Source organism: Streptomyces sp. WY228, assembly GCF_019287315.1.
Taxonomy (GTDB): domain Bacteria; phylum Actinomycetota; class Actinomycetes; order Streptomycetales; family Streptomycetaceae; genus Streptomyces; species Streptomyces caviscabies.
The window spans coordinates 985,541-1,000,003 of record NZ_CP079114.1 but is presented as its reverse complement, the minus strand read 5'-3'; the positions used below and the strand labels follow the sequence as shown (position 1 = coordinate 1,000,003).

The 14,463-nt window shown below is 71.2% G+C and carries 16 protein-coding genes; 6 read left to right on the top strand and 10 right to left on the bottom strand.

Going from position 1 to position 14,463, the window contains the following annotated elements; all coding sequences use genetic code 11:
• Positions 1-10 precede the first annotated feature (10 nt).
• Both sigJ and KV381_RS04020 read left to right on the top strand, forming a co-directional pair.
• Positions 11-895: an RNA polymerase sigma factor SigJ gene (gene sigJ, locus KV381_RS04025; RefSeq protein ID WP_030623907.1), complete on the top strand. Its 885-nt coding sequence runs from the start codon at positions 11-13 to the stop codon at positions 893-895.
• Between the two features lie 277 nt (positions 896-1,172).
• Positions 1,173-1,943: a GntR family transcriptional regulator gene (locus KV381_RS04020; protein WP_030623909.1), complete on the top strand. Its 771-nt coding sequence runs from the start codon at positions 1,173-1,175 to the stop codon at positions 1,941-1,943.
• A gap of 109 nt (positions 1,944-2,052) precedes the next feature.
• Here KV381_RS04020 and KV381_RS04015 read toward each other — a convergent pair whose 3' ends face one another.
• From KV381_RS04015 to KV381_RS04005, 3 genes are all read right to left on the bottom strand, one after another.
• Positions 2,053-3,210, bottom strand: coding sequence for an ROK family transcriptional regulator (locus KV381_RS04015; RefSeq protein ID WP_030081270.1), 1,158 nt, complete (start codon positions 3,208-3,210; stop codon positions 2,053-2,055).
• A gap of 100 nt (positions 3,211-3,310) precedes the next feature.
• A complete protein-coding gene (locus KV381_RS04010; RefSeq protein ID WP_030623912.1) occupies positions 3,311-3,961 on the bottom strand; it encodes a response regulator transcription factor in 651 nt (216 codons plus the stop codon).
• Positions 3,933-5,126, bottom strand: a complete 1,194-nt coding sequence (locus tag KV381_RS04005; protein WP_218784606.1) for a sensor histidine kinase — start codon at positions 5,124-5,126, stop codon at positions 3,933-3,935. Before KV381_RS04005 ends, KV381_RS04010 begins: the two co-directional genes overlap by 29 nt.
• Before the next feature lie 108 nt (positions 5,127-5,234).
• On the opposite strand from KV381_RS04005, the gene KV381_RS04000 reads away from it, so the two are divergent.
• Together KV381_RS04000 and KV381_RS03995 are read left to right on the top strand one after the other, a co-directional pair.
• Complete coding sequence (locus KV381_RS04000) at positions 5,235-6,167, top strand: ABC transporter ATP-binding protein (protein WP_218784598.1); 933 nt, start codon at positions 5,235-5,237, stop codon at positions 6,165-6,167.
• Between the two features lie 2 nt (positions 6,168-6,169).
• On the top strand, positions 6,170-6,907 hold the full coding sequence (locus tag KV381_RS03995) for an ABC transporter permease (RefSeq protein WP_218784596.1): 738 nt from the start codon (positions 6,170-6,172) through the stop codon (positions 6,905-6,907).
• Positions 6,908-6,942: 35 nt separating this feature from the next.
• On the opposite strand, the gene mug is transcribed toward KV381_RS03995, so the two are convergent.
• The 6 genes from mug to KV381_RS03965 all read right to left on the bottom strand — a co-directional run bounded on the left by mug (position 6,943) and on the right by KV381_RS03965 (position 13,060).
• On the bottom strand, positions 6,943-7,530 hold the full coding sequence (gene mug / locus KV381_RS03990; RefSeq protein ID WP_218784594.1) for a G/U mismatch-specific DNA glycosylase: 588 nt from the start codon (positions 7,528-7,530) through the stop codon (positions 6,943-6,945).
• Positions 7,531-7,549: 19 nt separating this feature from the next.
• Complete coding sequence (purB, locus tag KV381_RS03985; RefSeq protein WP_218784592.1) at positions 7,550-8,992, bottom strand: adenylosuccinate lyase; 1,443 nt, start codon at positions 8,990-8,992, stop codon at positions 7,550-7,552.
• A 179-nt stretch (positions 8,993-9,171) separates the two neighbouring features.
• A complete protein-coding gene (locus KV381_RS03980; protein WP_218784584.1) occupies positions 9,172-10,041 on the bottom strand; it encodes an SGNH/GDSL hydrolase family protein in 870 nt (289 codons plus the stop codon).
• An 87-nt stretch (positions 10,042-10,128) separates the two neighbouring features.
• Complete coding sequence (locus KV381_RS03975) at positions 10,129-11,148, bottom strand: hemolysin family protein (protein WP_030081288.1); 1,020 nt, start codon at positions 11,146-11,148, stop codon at positions 10,129-10,131.
• Entirely contained in the window at positions 11,145-12,485 is a 1,341-nt protein-coding gene (locus tag KV381_RS03970; RefSeq protein ID WP_218784582.1) for a hemolysin family protein, read from the bottom strand. The genes KV381_RS03975 and KV381_RS03970 overlap by 4 nt, the downstream gene beginning before the upstream one ends.
• A 140-nt stretch (positions 12,486-12,625) precedes the next feature.
• The gene (locus KV381_RS03965) at positions 12,626-13,060 is read right to left on the bottom strand and encodes a GNAT family N-acetyltransferase (protein WP_030623931.1); all 435 of its coding nucleotides are present in this window, start codon (positions 13,058-13,060) and stop codon (positions 12,626-12,628) included.
• 94 nt (positions 13,061-13,154) lie between these two features.
• Between KV381_RS03965 and KV381_RS03960 the strand changes: the two genes are divergently transcribed.
• Together KV381_RS03960 and KV381_RS03955 are read left to right on the top strand one after the other, a co-directional pair.
• Positions 13,155-13,382: a hypothetical protein gene (locus KV381_RS03960; RefSeq protein WP_030081293.1), complete on the top strand. Its 228-nt coding sequence runs from the start codon at positions 13,155-13,157 to the stop codon at positions 13,380-13,382.
• Positions 13,379-13,750 (top strand): hypothetical protein, encoded by a 372-nt coding sequence (locus KV381_RS03955; protein WP_018957883.1) that lies wholly within the window; start codon positions 13,379-13,381, stop codon positions 13,748-13,750. Before KV381_RS03960 ends, KV381_RS03955 begins: the two co-directional genes overlap by 4 nt.
• A gap of 25 nt (positions 13,751-13,775) precedes the next feature.
• On the opposite strand, the gene KV381_RS03950 is transcribed toward KV381_RS03955, so the two are convergent.
• Complete coding sequence (locus KV381_RS03950) at positions 13,776-14,453, bottom strand: class I SAM-dependent methyltransferase (RefSeq protein WP_218784580.1); 678 nt, start codon at positions 14,451-14,453, stop codon at positions 13,776-13,778.
• Positions 14,454-14,463 lie beyond the last annotated feature (10 nt).

The window sequence follows — 14,463 nt, the reverse complement described above, 5'->3', positions numbered from 1 at the left end:
GGATGGAGCGATGACCGCCGACGCCGCGACCGAGCTCTTCGAAGAACACCGGCCCGTTCTCACCGGTGTCGCCTATCGCATGCTCGGCCGCATCGCCGACGCCGAGGACGTGGTCCAGGAGGCGTGGCTGAGGTGGTCGGCGGCGGCCCGCGAGGACATCCGGGAGCCGCGCGCCTTCCTGGTGCGGATCACCACCCGGCTGGCCATCGACCGGCTCCGGCACCTGCAGTCGCGCCGGGAGACGTATCCGGGGACCTGGTTGCCGGAGCCGGTGGTCACGGACTTCGGCCCGGCCCTGCCCGACACCGCGGAACGCGCCGTACTCGCCGACTCCGTCTCGCTCGCCGTGCTGGTGGTCCTCGAATCGCTCTCGCCGCTGGAGCGCGCGGTGTTCGTGCTCCGGGAGGCCTTCGGATTCCCGTACGCCGAGATCGCCACCGCCCTGGACCGCACCGAGGCTGCCGTACGGCAGCTCGCCGGCCGGGCCAGGCGGCATGTGGAGGAGCGCAAGCCGCGCTACGACGTGGACCCCGCCGAGCGGCGCGACCTCACCGAACGCTTCCTGGCCGCCGCCTCCGGGGGTGGTATCGAGCAGCTGCTCGCGCTGCTGGCCCCGGATGTCCGGCTCGTCAGCGACAGCGGAGGCAAGGCGAAGGCGCCGCGGCGGATCATCGAGACCGCCGACAAGGTCGGCCGCTTCCTCTTCGCGGTGGCGGGCGACCTCGGCCCGGACGGGGAAATCCGCATCGTGGAGATCAACGGTGGACCCGCCGCCGTCTACTTCGTCGGCGGGAAGCCCGACACCGTCTTTCAGATCGAAGTCAGCCAAGGTGTCATTCAATGCGCCTATATCATTCGTAATCCGGACAAGCTCTCCGGACTGTCCGCCGCATAGTCACAAGCACCACCGGCCGCCTCGGCCCCGCAGGACCACTCCGGTCCTGGTCAGAGCCCCGCCATCCGTTGCGATGGCGGGGCTCTGCGCTGCGCGCGCCTCACGGCAGCACGAACGTCGTGTGAACGCTCTGCGCCAGAGTCCCGTTTCGTTCCGTTACGGAATAAGTATTGGTCTTGACCAAGGGGGTATGCCGTCCTAGGGTCTCCACTTAAGACAGGAACCTTTAATAAATAACGTCGCGGAAAATAGACGCTGGGCGATTGCGGAGGACAGGGTGGGGACCACGCAGCTGGAATCGGTTCAGGAGCCGAAGTACTGGCACCTCAAGACCGTGCTCAGTGAGGCACTCGACTCGGACTTTGCGGTGGGGGAGATCCTGCCCAACGAGCGGGACCTCGCGGCGCGGTTCGGTGTCGCGCGAGCCACGCTCCGGCAGGCTCTGGAGCAGCTCGAACTCGAAGGCAGACTGCAGCGCCGCCGCGGAGTCGGGACCACCGTCGCCCCGCCGCGCGTGGGAATCGCCGTCTCCACCGCCCAGCACGAGTGGACGGGCGGCGTCAGCGGCGAGGCCTGGCAGCCGGTCGACAGCACCATGGACAAGGCCCCGGCGGCGGTGGCCGTCATGCTCGGGACGGACCCCGCCGAACCGGTCCACGTGGTGCGGCGCATCCGTGACACCCAGGGGCAGGCGGTCGCGGCGGAGCTCCTCTACATCCCCGCCTCCTCGGTGCCCGATCTCTCCGCCATCGAGGCCCCGTCCGGCTCCGTCCGGGCCCGCAGCGTGTTGCGTGAACTGCACCGGCTCGGCCTGCAGGGCCAGGACCGCTCCGTGGAGCTCGGCTCCGCACGGGCGGACGACGCCAAGGAACTGGACCGGCTCCCCGGCGCCCCGGTCCTCGTCGTCACCACCCGCTACTTCACCGCGGACGGCACGGCGGCCGTGTCCGTCGCCACCTACCGTGCGGACACCTGCCGGCTCACCTTCGGGGACTCCGGCGCGCTGGAGATCAGCCACGATGAACAGCCGGAGCGTCAGGCCTCCTGACACCACCGGTCCGCCGGTCCCACGCCCGCCGTTCTTGAGGACTCCGGCCCTCGGAAGCGGCGGGTACGTGCTTTCCCGGGGCTCTCCCCGTGGGGCGACCGGCGGGCGGTCAGCGGCGGGCGGTCACAGCCCCTTCGACGGCGAACAACTGTTCCTCGACGTGGTCCAGGGCGAGCCGCAGCGCCCCGGTCGCGACGGCGGCCTCTCCGAGCAGCGACAACGTCACCCGGGGCGGACGCAGACAGTAGCGGGCCAGCTCCCGGCGGAGGGGTTCCAGCACTCCGTCAAGCCCGGCGGCCCAGCCGCCGACCACGACCAGCTCCGGGTCGAGCGCCAGCACCAGCGCCGCCACATCGTGCACCAGCCGCTGAAGGAACCGCTCGACCGCCGCCTGGGCCCCCGCATCGCCCTCCCGGGCCTTGGCGAACACCGCGGCCACCGCGGGCTCGTCCAGCGGGTCCAGCGGCGTGTCCGTCGTCGACAGCAGATGCTCCGGGGTCACATCCCTGCCCAGCAGGTGCAGAGCGCCGATCTCCCCGGCGGCCCCGCCGAACCCCCGGTGCAGACGCCCGCCGATCAAGGAACCCGCTCCGGGGCTCAGCCCCGCCAGCACGAAGACCACATCGTCGGACTCGGTGGCCGCGCCCTTCCAGTGCTCGGCCACCGCGGCGGCGTTGGCGTCGTTCTCGACGAGCACCGGGCAGCGGAACGAACGGCGAAGCCGCTCCCCGAGCGCGAGCCCGGTCCAGTCCGGCAACGCCGTACCCAGCCGCACCGTCCCGTCGGCCTCCACGATTCCGGGGCTGCCCACGCCGACCGCACGCAGACTGCTCCGGGCCACCCCGGTGCGCCGCAGCACATCCGCGATGACGGCCCGGACCTGGTCGAGCCGGTCATCGGCGCAGGCGGTCTCCGACACCGCGCGGGAGCCGGCCCCGACGATCCGGCCGTCGAGCCCCGAGATGAGCGCGGACACCCGGTGCGGGCCGATCTCCACCCCGAGAAGGTGACCCGCCTCGGCCCGGAAACGGAACCTGCGGGCAGGGCGCCCCTGGCGTCGCGCCTCACTCTCGTCGGGCACGGCCTCGACCACGAGCCCCGCTTCGAACAGCCCCTCGACGACCCCTTCGACCGTCGGCCGGGACAGCCCGGTGATCCGGGTCAGGTCCGTCAGCGTCGGCGCACCGGCCCCCCTGAGCGCGTGCAGCACTACCGCGGAATTGATCCGTCGCAACAGGGACGGGTCCCCACCGGTCAGCCGGCCCACGGTATGTCCTCCCAGCTCGTGCGCATGTCTGCCGGATCGTACTCGCTGGCCGGGACCCCTGCGACCAGCGACGAAAGCCGGTACCGAGCCGCAACCTGGGTCACCCCGGAGCGACGAATCCGGACTCGTAGGCGGCGATGACCGCCTGCGTGCGGTCCCGCGCGCCCAACTTCGCCAGGACCGAGCTGACATGGGTCTTCACCGTCTGGATCCCGACGACGAGGTCGGCCGCGATCTCCGCGTTCGACAGCCCTCGGGCCATCAGCCGGAGCACCGCCGCCTCCCGGTCGGTGAGTGCCGCCCGATCGAGGGCGGCCCGCGCCTTGTCCGTCCCGTACTCGGCGGCAAGCTGCCGGACCGCCGCCGGAAACAGCAGCGATTCCCCCTCGGCCACCAGCCGCACGGCGTGCACGATCTCCGCCGGCCTGGCGCGCTTGAGCAGAAAGCCGTCCGCCCCCGCCCTCAACGCCTCGTACACGTACTCGTCGTTCTCGAACGTCGTCACCACGAGGATCTTCGGAGGGTCCGGCACCGTACGCAGCACCAGCCGGGTCGCCTCGATGCCGTCCATCAGCGGCATCCGCACATCCATCGCCACCACGTCGGGCCGCAACCGGTTCACCAGGGGGATCACCGCGGCGCCGTCCGCCGCCTCACCCACCACCTCGATGTCGGGCTGGGCCTCCAGCACGGCACGCAGACCGGCGCGCACCAAGGGCTCGTCATCGACCAGAAGAACGGTGAAGGGCATCCGACCAGCGTATGCCGTCCAGGGGGAGGCTCACGCGCACCCGCCACTCACCCTCCCGCGACTCCGTCCGCGCTTTCCCGCCCAGCAACGCGGCCCGCTCCCGCACACCGCGCAGTCCACTGCCGCTACCCGGCAGGCCGGCCGCCCCGGACAGGGGGTTGACCACCTCCAGCTCCAGCCGCTCGTCGGCCACCGTGATGCTCACCCGGACGGGAACCGGTCCCGCGTGACGGAGCACATTGGTCAGGCTCTCCTGAAGAATCCGGTACCCCTCCCGGGACACCGGCGCCGGGACCAGGCCGAGATCCCCGGACACCCGCGCATCCACCGTCGCCCCGGAACTCCTCGCGGAGTCCAGAAGCCGCTCGGCCTCTTTCAGCGTCGGCCGCCGGCTCACGGGTGTGCCGGATTCACGCAGCACCCGCAGCACCCGCTCCAGGTCCTCCAGCGCATCGCGGCCCGTCTCCTCGATCGCGGCCAGTGCCCGCTCCGTGAACGCCGGGTCGTTCGCCGCCCGCGCCGCACCGGCCTGCACCACCGCCACCGTCAGCGCATGGCCGATGGAATCGTGCAGCTCCCGAGCCATGCGATTGCGCTCCAGCAACTGCTCGGTCAGCTCCTCCAGCACACTCAGCCGGTCCGTCGGCGAGGGACCCAGCAGCCACCGGGCGGCGGCCGTACTGAGCCGGCCCCCGAGCACCACCAGAACGAGCAGCGGAACGATCGGCAGCGGTGCGAGCAGCACGTTCCACCAGTGCGGGCTCAACCCTTCGACCAACCCGCCCGGAGGCCTGCCCGTCGCCGACAGGACGAGCTCGATCGAGGCCACGGGCAACCACAGGGCCAGGATCGCGGCGGCCGATATCAGGAGCCGCACCTCCAGCCAGAGCACGGTCCGCCACCGCTCGGCCCAACTGGCCGAGGACGCCACCGCGATGGAAGCGTCGGGCTGCCCGCGCTCGGACGGAGTCAGCAGCAACTGGGCCTGCAGGCCCTCCTCGAGACGCATCGCAGGTATGAGGCCCACCGGCACCGCGAAGAGCAGGGGCATCCAGAACTCGTCGGAGATGAAGAACCACACGCTGGCAGCGGCGGCCGGAATGAACATGTGCAACCAGCGGCTGTAAGTGACCGCGCTGGTCAGCGGGGTGAGGATGCGGTGCATGTCCTCATCGTCCCAGCGGGCCGAGCGGACCGGCTCCCCCATGAGAGGGAGACGAACCCCGCCGGCGGGGGAAGCGGCACACCCACCGCACCGGCCAGGCTCGAAGACATGACCAGCATCGACGTCCACGAACTCACCAAGGAGTACGGAACCACCCGTGCGGTGGACCGCCTCAGCTTCCGCGTGCGACCGGGCAGGGTCACCGGATTCCTCGGACCCAACGGCGCCGGCAAGTCCACGACCATGCGTCTCGTTCTCGGCCTGGACCGGCCGACCGGCGGCTCCGCCACCATCGGCGGGCGACCCTACGCGCAGCTCCCCGAACCGCTGCGCACTGTCGGCGCCCTGCTCGACGCCCAGGCCGCGCACGGCTCACGCACCGCGCGCAGTCACCTGTCGGCACTCGCCGTGAGCAACGGCATACCCATGTCGCGGGTGGCGTCCGTGCTGGAAGAGACCGGACTCGGCGACGTGAGCACCCGGCGCATCAAGTCCTTCTCCCTCGGCATGCGCCAGCGCCTCGGGATCGCGGCCGCCCTGCTCGGCGACCCGCAGGTGGTCATGCTTGACGAGCCGTCGAACGGGCTGGACCCCGAAGGCATCATCTGGATCCGCGAACTCATGAAGCGACTCGCCCGCGAGGGCCGCACGGTGCTGGTCTCCAGCCACCTCATGAACGAGACCGCCTCCTTCGCCGACCACCTGGTGGTGCTCGGCCGAGGCCGCCTGCTCGCCGACATGCCGATGAAGGAGTTCCTCGACTCCCGCAGCCGCCCCCGTGTACGCCTGCGCACGACCGAACCCGGCAGGCTCCGCTCGGCGCTGAACGCCAGGGGGCTGACCGGGATACGGGCCGAGGACGACCGCTGGACGATCGACGGCGTCGCAGCGGAGGAGATCGGAGCGATCGCCGCCGACGAGGGCATTCCCCTGCTCGAACTGGGCGATGAACGCGCCACGTTGGAACAGGCCTACCTCGATCTCACGGCCGGCGACACCCCCTTCGCCGCATCGACCATCCGCGACCGCACGGAGGCGTGAACATGACCCTGACGGCAGTACTCCACTCCGAGTGGATCAAGATCAGGTCGATACGGTCGACCTATGGCTCTCTGATGGCCGTCTTCGCCATCACCCTCATCGTCACCGTGCTCGTCCTCGGGACCGTCGGCCAGGAGCAGGCGGAGCGGGCCGGATCCGACGCGGTCCTCAACGCCTTCTTCGCACTGAACTTCGGGCAGATCGCGGCCATCGCGTTCGGAGCGACCGCGGTCTCCTCGGAGTTCCTCAACGGAGCCCTGCGCATATCGCTCGCCGCGGTTCCCCGCCGCTCCCTCTTCTACGCGGCGAAGATGGCGGCGATCGGTGGGGCGGCGCTCGTCATCGGGCTGGTGACCAGCTTCGCGGCGTTCCTGGTCGGTCAACTCTTCCTGGAGGAGCACGCGATCGGCCTGGGGCACCCCGGTGCGCTGCGCGCCGCCGTCGGAGGAGGGATCTATCTCGCGCTGATGGCGCTGCTCGCGGCAGGTCTCGCGGCACTCATGCGCAGCGCGGTCGCGGTGCTCGGTCTGCTCATACCGCTCCTTCTGATCGTCCCCTTCGTGTTCGTGGACGTCGCCACCGCGGTGGTGCGCTATCTGCCCGACCGCGCCGGACAGGCGGTGCTGCACCAGAATCCGGGAGACAGCCTGGGGCCATGGACCGGCCTGGCGGTGGCAGCAGCGTGGGCGGCGGCAGCGCTCCTGGCGGGCTGGTGGGCGATCCGCAACCGGGATGCGTGAGGCCCCAACCGAAAGGGGGCGGCGGCGGGCTCGGCTCAGTCGGTCAGCGCCGGGCCGGCAGCCGGTCGGCCGGTCGGACAGGAGGGGCGGGTGAGCACGGCGTCCCGGAGGCGAGCGTACTCCTCGGCCATGCTCTGGACCGTCCAGTGGGCGTTGAGGCCGCTGGGGTTGGGGAGTGCCCACACGTGGGCGCCGCCGACCGTGCGGTCCTGGGGGCCGATGCGAGCCCGGGGCTCACCGAAGGCCGTGCGGTAGGCGGTGATGCCGACCACCGCGAGCCACTGCGGGGTGAGCCGTTCGACCTTCGCCGTCAGAGCGGCCCCGCCCGCCCGGAACTCGTCCGCGCCGAGCTCGTCCGCCCGGGCCGTGGCCCGCGCCACCACATTGGTGATGCCGAGCCCGAGGCCGAGCAACTCGCTCTGCTCCGAAGGACGCAGCTGCCGGGGCGTGAAACCCGACCGGTGCAGGACCGGCCAGAACCGGTTTCCCGGGTGGGCGAAATGGTGGCCCGTCGCCGCGGTCATCAGGCTCGGGTTGATGCCGCAGAAGAGTACGCGCAGACCGCCCGCGGCCACATCGGGGACGATGCGGTCACGGGCGGCGCTCAGCTCCTCGGGGGTCATACGGTGAGGGCGGTGCCGGTCAGAGGATCGAGCCGGGGGCGTAGTTCGCCGCCTCGGGGTGCTGCTTGGTGATCTCCTCGATCCGGGCGACGAGGGACGAGACCTGGTCGCCGGCGGCACCCGTGAACGAGAGCTTGTCGGCCATCAGCTCGTCCAACTGCGCGCGGTCCAGCGGGATCCGCTCGTCCGCGGCGAGCTTGTCGAGCAGCTCGTTGCGCTCGGCACCCTGCTCCCGCATCGCGAGGGCGGAGGCGACCGCGTTCTCCTTGATCGCCTCGTGCGCCACCTCGCGGCCCACCCCGGCCCGGACGGCACCCATCAGGACCTTGGTGGTGGCCAGGAACGGAAGGTAGCGGTCCAGCTCGCGCGCCACGACGGCGGGGAACGCGCCGAACTCGTCCAGCACCGTCAGGAAGGTCTCCAGGAGGCCGTCGAATGCGAAGAACGCGTCCGGGAGCGCCACCCGGCGGACCACGGAACAGGACACGTCGCCCTCGTTCCACTGGTCACCCGCCAGCTCACCCGTCATCGAGGCGTAGCCGCGCAGGATCACCATCAGACCGTTGACCCGCTCGCAGGAGCGCGTGTTCATCTTGTGCGGCATCGCGGACGAGCCGACCTGGCCGGGCTTGAAGCCCTCGGTCACCAGCTCGTGGCCGGCCATCAGCCGGATGGTCTTCGCCACCGAGGAGGGCGCCGCGGCGAGCTGTACCAGGGCGGTGACCACGTCGTAGTCGAGCGATCGGGGGTAGACCTGACCGACAGAGGTGAACGCCTCGGCGAAGCCGAGGTGCCCGGCGATGCGCTGCTCCAGGTCGGCGAGCTTGTCCGCGTCGCCGCCGAGCAGGTCCAGCATGTCCTGCGCCGTGCCGACCGGGCCCTTGATCCCGCGCAGCGGGTAGCGGGAGAGGAGGTCCTCCAGGCGGCCGTAGGCGACCAGCAGCTCGTCGGCCGCGGTCGCGAAGCGCTTGCCCAGCGTCGTCGCCTGCGCGGCGACGTTGTGGGAGCGGCCGGCGATGACGAGTTCGCGGTACTCCGCCGCGAGCTTGCCGAGCCGGGCCAGTACGGCCACGGTGCGGTTGCGCATCAGCTCCAGCGAAAGGCGGATCTGAAGCTGCTCGACGTTCTCCGTCAGGTCCCGGGAGGTCATGCCCTTGTGGACCTGCTCATGACCGGCGAGGGCGTTGAACTCCTCGATCCTGGCCTTCACGTCGTGCCGGGTGATCTTCTCGCGCTCGGCGATCGAGGCCAGGTCCACCTGGTCCAGCACGCGCTCGTAGTCGGCCAGCGCCGCATCGGGCACCTCGATCCCGAGGTCCTTCTGAGCGCGCAGCACCGCCAGCCACAGCTGACGCTCCAGCTTCACCTTCTGCTCGGGGGACCAGAGGACGGCCAGCTCCGCCGAGGCGTAGCGGCCGGCCAGGACATTGGGGATGCGAGGCTTCGCAGACACAGCAGTCACGTAAACAGATTCTACTGGCGGTTTGTGCAGGCCAGCGACGCGCCCTGCTTTGTGGCTTGCTACGAAGGCGCGGAGGGACAGTCGAGTGACAGGGGAGGAACAGGGGAGGAGACAGAGAAGTGGAGGGATGGAAGGCAGGGTGTGGCCGGGCGGGCCGGGCCGGGCCCGGTGGTCTCGGGTCAGTCGGCTTCAGGGGTGATCAGTGTGGCGTCGGGGGAGGCGGCGCGGTGCCATTCCGTCACCGGGCCGGGGGTCTCGGCGTTCCTGGGCGTGATCCAGAAGGCCCTGCCCGTCGCGGCGTCGAAGTGGGCGCCCGAGCGGCCGTCGCCGGAGGAGCGGCCGGTGAGCCGTCGCCCGATCCACGGGGCGAGGTGGCGGCGGGCGAAGCGGATGTCCTCGGTGCGCCGGGACGCCCAGCGCGGGGGTGCGGTGGCGGGGACCGGCGTCCACCAGTCCTGCTCGGCCGGAAGCCCCAGGGCCTGCCAGACCGCCTCGGCGACGCGCCGGTGACCTTCGGCGGTGAGGTGCAGCCGGTCCACGTCCCACATCCGGGGGTCGCTGAGCGACGGTGCGCTGTAGAGATCGACCACCGTCGCCCCGTGCCGGGCGGCCAGGTCGTCGATCAGGGTGAACAGCTCCTCCATGCGGGGCCGGAAGCGTTCCAGCACCGGTCCGTTGCGGGCGGGGCTGCGCATCAGGACGAGCTGCTCGCAGGACGGGGCCAGACGTTCCACGGCCTCTTCCAGCCGCCCCTTGACCAGGCCCATGTCGCACTTCGGGCGCAGCGTGTCGTTGAGCCCGCCGACGAGCGTCACCACATCGGCCCGGAGCGCGACCGCCGCCTCCACCTGCTCGTCGACGATCTGGCCGATGAGCTTCCCGCGTACGGCGAGATTGGCGTACCGGAAGCCGGGGGACCGGGAGGCCAGCCGGGAGGCGAGGACATCGGCCCAGCCCCGGTAGCTGCCGTCGGAGAGCAGGTCCGACATGCCCTCGGTGAACGAGTCGCCGACCGCGACAAGACTGGTGTAGGAGGCATTGAGTTCCATGGCCCGACAATCCTACCGGTCGGTACGCCGGTGGACCAGCGGGGTTGTGGACCAGCGGATCGGCCGGGCAGAAGGCCGGCCGCCGGTTCAGCGGGACTGCGGGCGTCCGACGAGTTCGCGCAGGACGTCCTCCATCGTGACCATGCCGGCCAGTCGGCCGTCCTCGTCGAGGACGGCCGCCAGGTGGGTCCTACTGCGTCGCAGGGCGGTGAGCACGTCGTCCAGCGGGGTTGCCGCCCGGACGCGCGCGATCGGCCGCATCGCCGTCACCGGGAAGGGCACGTCGCGGGGCGTCGCGTCCAGGGCGTCCTTCACATGGAGATAGCCGAGGATGCGCTGCTCGCTGTCCATCACCGGGAAGCGGGAGAACCCCGACTCGGACGAGAGGCGCTCCAGCTCCTCCGGAGTGGTGCCGACCCGGGCGTACAGCACCCGGTCGACCGGCATCACCACATCCCGTACCGGCCGACGGCCCAGCTCCAGAGCGTGGTGGAGCCGTTGCGCCGAACGGTCGTCGACCAGCCCGGCGTCCCCGGCGTCCTGCACCATCCGGGCCAGTTCGTCGTCCGAGAACGTCGCGGAGACCTCGTCCTTCGTCTCCACCCGCAACAGCTTCAGCAGGGTGTTGGCGAACGCGTTGATCGTGAAGATCACCGGACGCAGGCCACGGGCCATCGCGACCAGCGGCGGGCCCAGCAGCAGGGCGCTCCGCGCCGGTTCGGCCAGCGCGATGTTCTTCGGGACCATCTCACCCAGGAGCATGTGCAGATAGGTCGCCACCGCCAGCGCGATGACGAACGACAGCGGGTGGACCAGTCCGTGCGGCACCCCCACCGCGTCGAAGACCGGCTCCAGCAGATGCGCGATGGCCGGTTCGGCGACGATGCCCAGCACCAGGGTGCAGAGCGTGATGCCGAGCTGGGCGGCGGCGAGCAGCGCGGAGACGTGTTCCAGCCCCCAGATGACACTGCGGGCCCGCCGGTTCCCGGCCTCGGCCTCCGGTTCGATCTGGCTGCGGCGTACGGAGATCAGGGCGAATTCGGCGCCCACGAAGAAGGCGTTGGCCACGAGGGTCAGCAGGCCGATGAAGAGCTGCAGAACGATCATCGCGCGCCCTCCGTCCGGTCGTCATCGGAGCCGGGCAGCGGGGCGTGCAGCAGGGCCCGCGCGGCCCGCCGGCCCGCGGCGTCCACCACGTCGATCCGCCATCCGGCCAGCTCGACGCCGTCGCCCACCGTCGGGATCCGTCCGAGCTCGGCGGCGATCAGCCCCGCGAGCGTTTCGTAGGGCCCGTCCGGTACCCGTAGGCCGATCCTGCGGAGCTGGTCGGTGCGCGCCGCCCCGTCGGCCGACCACAGGGTCCGCCCGTCGGCGTCCTCACCGGCCGCGGCGAGGTCGGGCGTCTCGTGCGGATCGTGCTCGTCCCGGACCTCGCCGACGACTTCCTCCACGATGTCCTCCAGCGTCGCGACCCCGGCCGTCCCGCCGTACTCGTCGATAACCACGGCCATCGCGAGCCGTCCGGACAGCCGGTCCAGCAGCTTGTCCACGGTGAGCGTCTCCGGTACGAGAAGGGGCTCGCGCAGCAGTTCCGAGACCCGGGTGCGGGGCCGCCGGTCGGCGGGGATCGCCAGCACGTCCTTGATGTGGGCCACGCCGACCACGGTGTCCAGGCTGCCCCGGTAGACGGGGAAGCGGGAGAGACCGGTCGCCCGCGTGGCGTTGGCGACGTCCTCGGCCGTCGCGTGCAGGTCCAGCGCGGTCACCTGGACCCGCGGGGTCATCACGTTCTCCGCGGTCAGCTCCGAGAGGTTCAGGGTGCGGACGAAGAGTTCGGCCGTGTCCGCCTCCAGCGCCCCGGCCTTCGCGGAGTGCCGGGCCAGCGCCACCAGCTCCTGCGGGCTGCGGGCGGAGGCCAGCTCCTCGGTCGGTTCCAGCCCGAACCGGCGCAGGATCCGGTTGGCCGTGTTGTTGAGGTGGCTGATGAAGGGCCGGAACACCGCGGTGAACGCACGCTGCGGAGTGGCCACCGCCTTGGCCACGGCCAGTGGCGAGGAGATCGCCCAGTTCTTCGGAACCAGTTCGCCGACCACCATGAGGACCACCGTCGACAGCGCCGTACCGATGACGAGCGCCAGGGTGGACGCGGCGGCGGGAGGCAGCCCCGCCGCCGCGACGGGGCTCCGGATCAGCTTGGCGATGGACGGTTCGGAGAGCATGCCGATCACCAGGTTGGTGACGGTGATGCCGAGCTGGGCGCCCGAGAGCTGGAAGGTGAGGCTGCGGACCGCCTTCAGCGCGCTCGCGGCACCCCGGTCGCCCCGCTCGACGGCCCGTTCCAGCTCACCGCGCTCCACGGTGGTCAGCGAGAACTCCGCCGCGACGAACGCGCCGCAGGCGACGCAGAGCAGCAGGGCGACGAGCAGCAGAAGTACTTCGGTCATCGGTTCACCTCCGTCCCATGATCGGGCAGGGACGGAAAGACCGCGCGGTGTCGGCGGAAACGGCTACCAAGCATCCTGGGCGTCTGCCCGGCCGCGCGCCGTCCTACCACCGTCTGCGCATCTGCCCGTCTGCCCGTCCGTCAGTCCGTCAGATGCTTCACCCAGCGGCTCCACTGCGGCTCGGGCGCGTAGCCCGCCGCGCGCCAGGCGTGCTGGGCCGAGGTGTTGCGGTCGAGCACCATGGCGTCGGCGCGCCGTCCGCCCAGTGCGGTGAACCGTTCCTCGGCCGCCGCGAGAAGGGCGCCGCCCACGCCCCGGCGCCGCTGGTCCGGATGGACCGCGAGCCGGTAGAGATGGCAGCGCCAGCCGTCGAATCCCACGATGACGGTGCCCACCAGCACCCCCTCCCGTTCCGCGAGGAGCAATGCTTCGGGGTCCCGTTCCACCAGGCGTGCGACGCCGTCCCCGTCGTCGCTGATGCTGGTGCCCTCGGCGGCCACCTTCCAGAAGGCGAGGACCTCGTCCAGGTCGGCCGGGGTCGCGGACCGTATCGAAAGATCGTTCATGACGGCCATCCCACCACCCGTCGCTCGGGGCGTCGATCGCGTTTCGCCGTGCGGACACCCCCTCCTCTTGCCGGTGCTAGCGCGGCCGCGCTAGCGTGATGGTGTGCCCAAGACCCAGTTGAACGTTCGAGTGGACGAGGCCACCGCCGAGGCCGCGCGACAGCGCGCGCTGCAGAGGGGGATGAGCGTGAACCGCTACATAGAAGAACTGGTCCAGCGGGACGCGGGCGAGGTCGGACACACCTTCGTCGAGGCCGCGGCCGACTTTATGAAGCAGTACGAGTCGGTGTTCGCCGAGGAGTTCGGCCCGGAGCGCGAAGGTACCCGTTGAATCTGCGGATCGACCTCTCCTGGCTGCTGATGGTCGCCGAGCACAAGACGCCCGGAGACCCGCAGGTCGTCGACTGGGGTGCGCTGGTCGCCGCCGTCGCACGGCATGACGCGGAGATCTTCGGCAGCGCCGTCTACAGCGACCCGCACGCGCGGGCGGCCGCCCTGTTGCAGCTGCTGTTGCATGTGCCCGCACTCGAACACTCCAACGCGATGTTCGCCTCGGCCGTCGCCTACGGCTATCTCGTCGCCTCCGGGCTCAAGGTCATCACCTCGCCCGAGCAGGTCCGCGATCTGGCGCTGCTGGTGAAGCAGGGCAAGGCGGACGTCCGGGCCATCGCCGACGAGCTGCGGCAGTGGAGTGTGTGAGACCGGGCCGCACCACCGGGCGGACTCAGTCCTCCGCGAACGGCTTGCGGGCCACGCCCAGGACACAGGGCGACGAAGGCATCTGGAGGCCCGACTCCGGAATGCGCAGCCTGCGGTACGTGCCCATCTCGAAGCCCGCCGCCGCGATCGCCGCCAGCGGATCCCGGGCGGTGTGACAGCCGCCGAAGAGCAGCGGCCACACGGTCCGGTCGGCCGCCCGCTGCGCCGTGGCCAGCGCCCGGCTCGGAGCCAGCCCGTGCTCGAAGAACCGCAGTTCACCACCCGGGCGCAGGACGCGCCTGATCTCGGCGAGCGCCCGGGGCAGGTCCCGTACGGTGCACAGGACCAGGGACGCCACCGCCCCGTCGAAGGCCTCGCTCTTGACCGGCAGCGCCTCCGCGGCCCCCGGCACCACGTCCACCGGCACCTCGGCACGCAGCCCGGAGCGGACGGCGAGCCGGCGCAGCGAGCGCTCCGGCTCCAGCGCCACGACCTCCGAGACGGCGCCGGGGTAGTGCGCGAAGTTCAGCCCGTTCCCGGCGCCGACCTCGATGACCCGGCCTGAGAGCCCCGCCAGCAGCTCCTCGCGGTACGCGGCGATGCCGCCCTTCAGGTCGGCGGTCACGCTCACCCGGGCGTAGAAGCGGGCGAAGACCGGGTGGTGCACGGCGTCCCGGGGAAGCTTCCTGCTGCGCAGCTGCATGACGGACCTC

Bases quoted from the DNA above. Each gene is read 5' to 3' on its own strand.
- sigJ (WP_030623907.1), top strand. From the start codon at position 11: ATGACCGCCGACGCCGCGACCGAGCTCTTCGAAGAACACCGGCCCGTT.
- KV381_RS04010 (WP_030623912.1), bottom strand. From the start codon at position 3,961: ATGCCCTTCACCGTTCTTCTGGTCGATGACGAGCCCTTGGTGCGCGCC.
- KV381_RS04005 (WP_218784606.1), bottom strand. From the start codon at position 5,126: ATGCACCGCATCCTCACCCCGCTGACCAGCGCGGTCACTTACAGCCGC.
- KV381_RS04000 (WP_218784598.1), top strand. From the start codon at position 5,235: ATGACCAGCATCGACGTCCACGAACTCACCAAGGAGTACGGAACCACC.
- KV381_RS03995 (WP_218784596.1), top strand. From the start codon at position 6,170: ATGACCCTGACGGCAGTACTCCACTCCGAGTGGATCAAGATCAGGTCG.
- mug (WP_218784594.1), bottom strand. From the start codon at position 7,530: ATGACCCCCGAGGAGCTGAGCGCCGCCCGTGACCGCATCGTCCCCGAT.
- KV381_RS03980 (WP_218784584.1), bottom strand. From the start codon at position 10,041: ATGGAACTCAATGCCTCCTACACCAGTCTTGTCGCGGTCGGCGACTCG.
- KV381_RS03975 (WP_030081288.1), bottom strand. From the start codon at position 11,148: ATGATCGTTCTGCAGCTCTTCATCGGCCTGCTGACCCTCGTGGCCAAC.
- KV381_RS03970 (WP_218784582.1), bottom strand. From the start codon at position 12,485: ATGACCGAAGTACTTCTGCTGCTCGTCGCCCTGCTGCTCTGCGTCGCC.
- KV381_RS03965 (WP_030623931.1), bottom strand. From the start codon at position 13,060: ATGGCCGTCATGAACGATCTTTCGATACGGTCCGCGACCCCGGCCGAC.
- KV381_RS03950 (WP_218784580.1), bottom strand. From the start codon at position 14,453: ATGCAGCTGCGCAGCAGGAAGCTTCCCCGGGACGCCGTGCACCACCCG.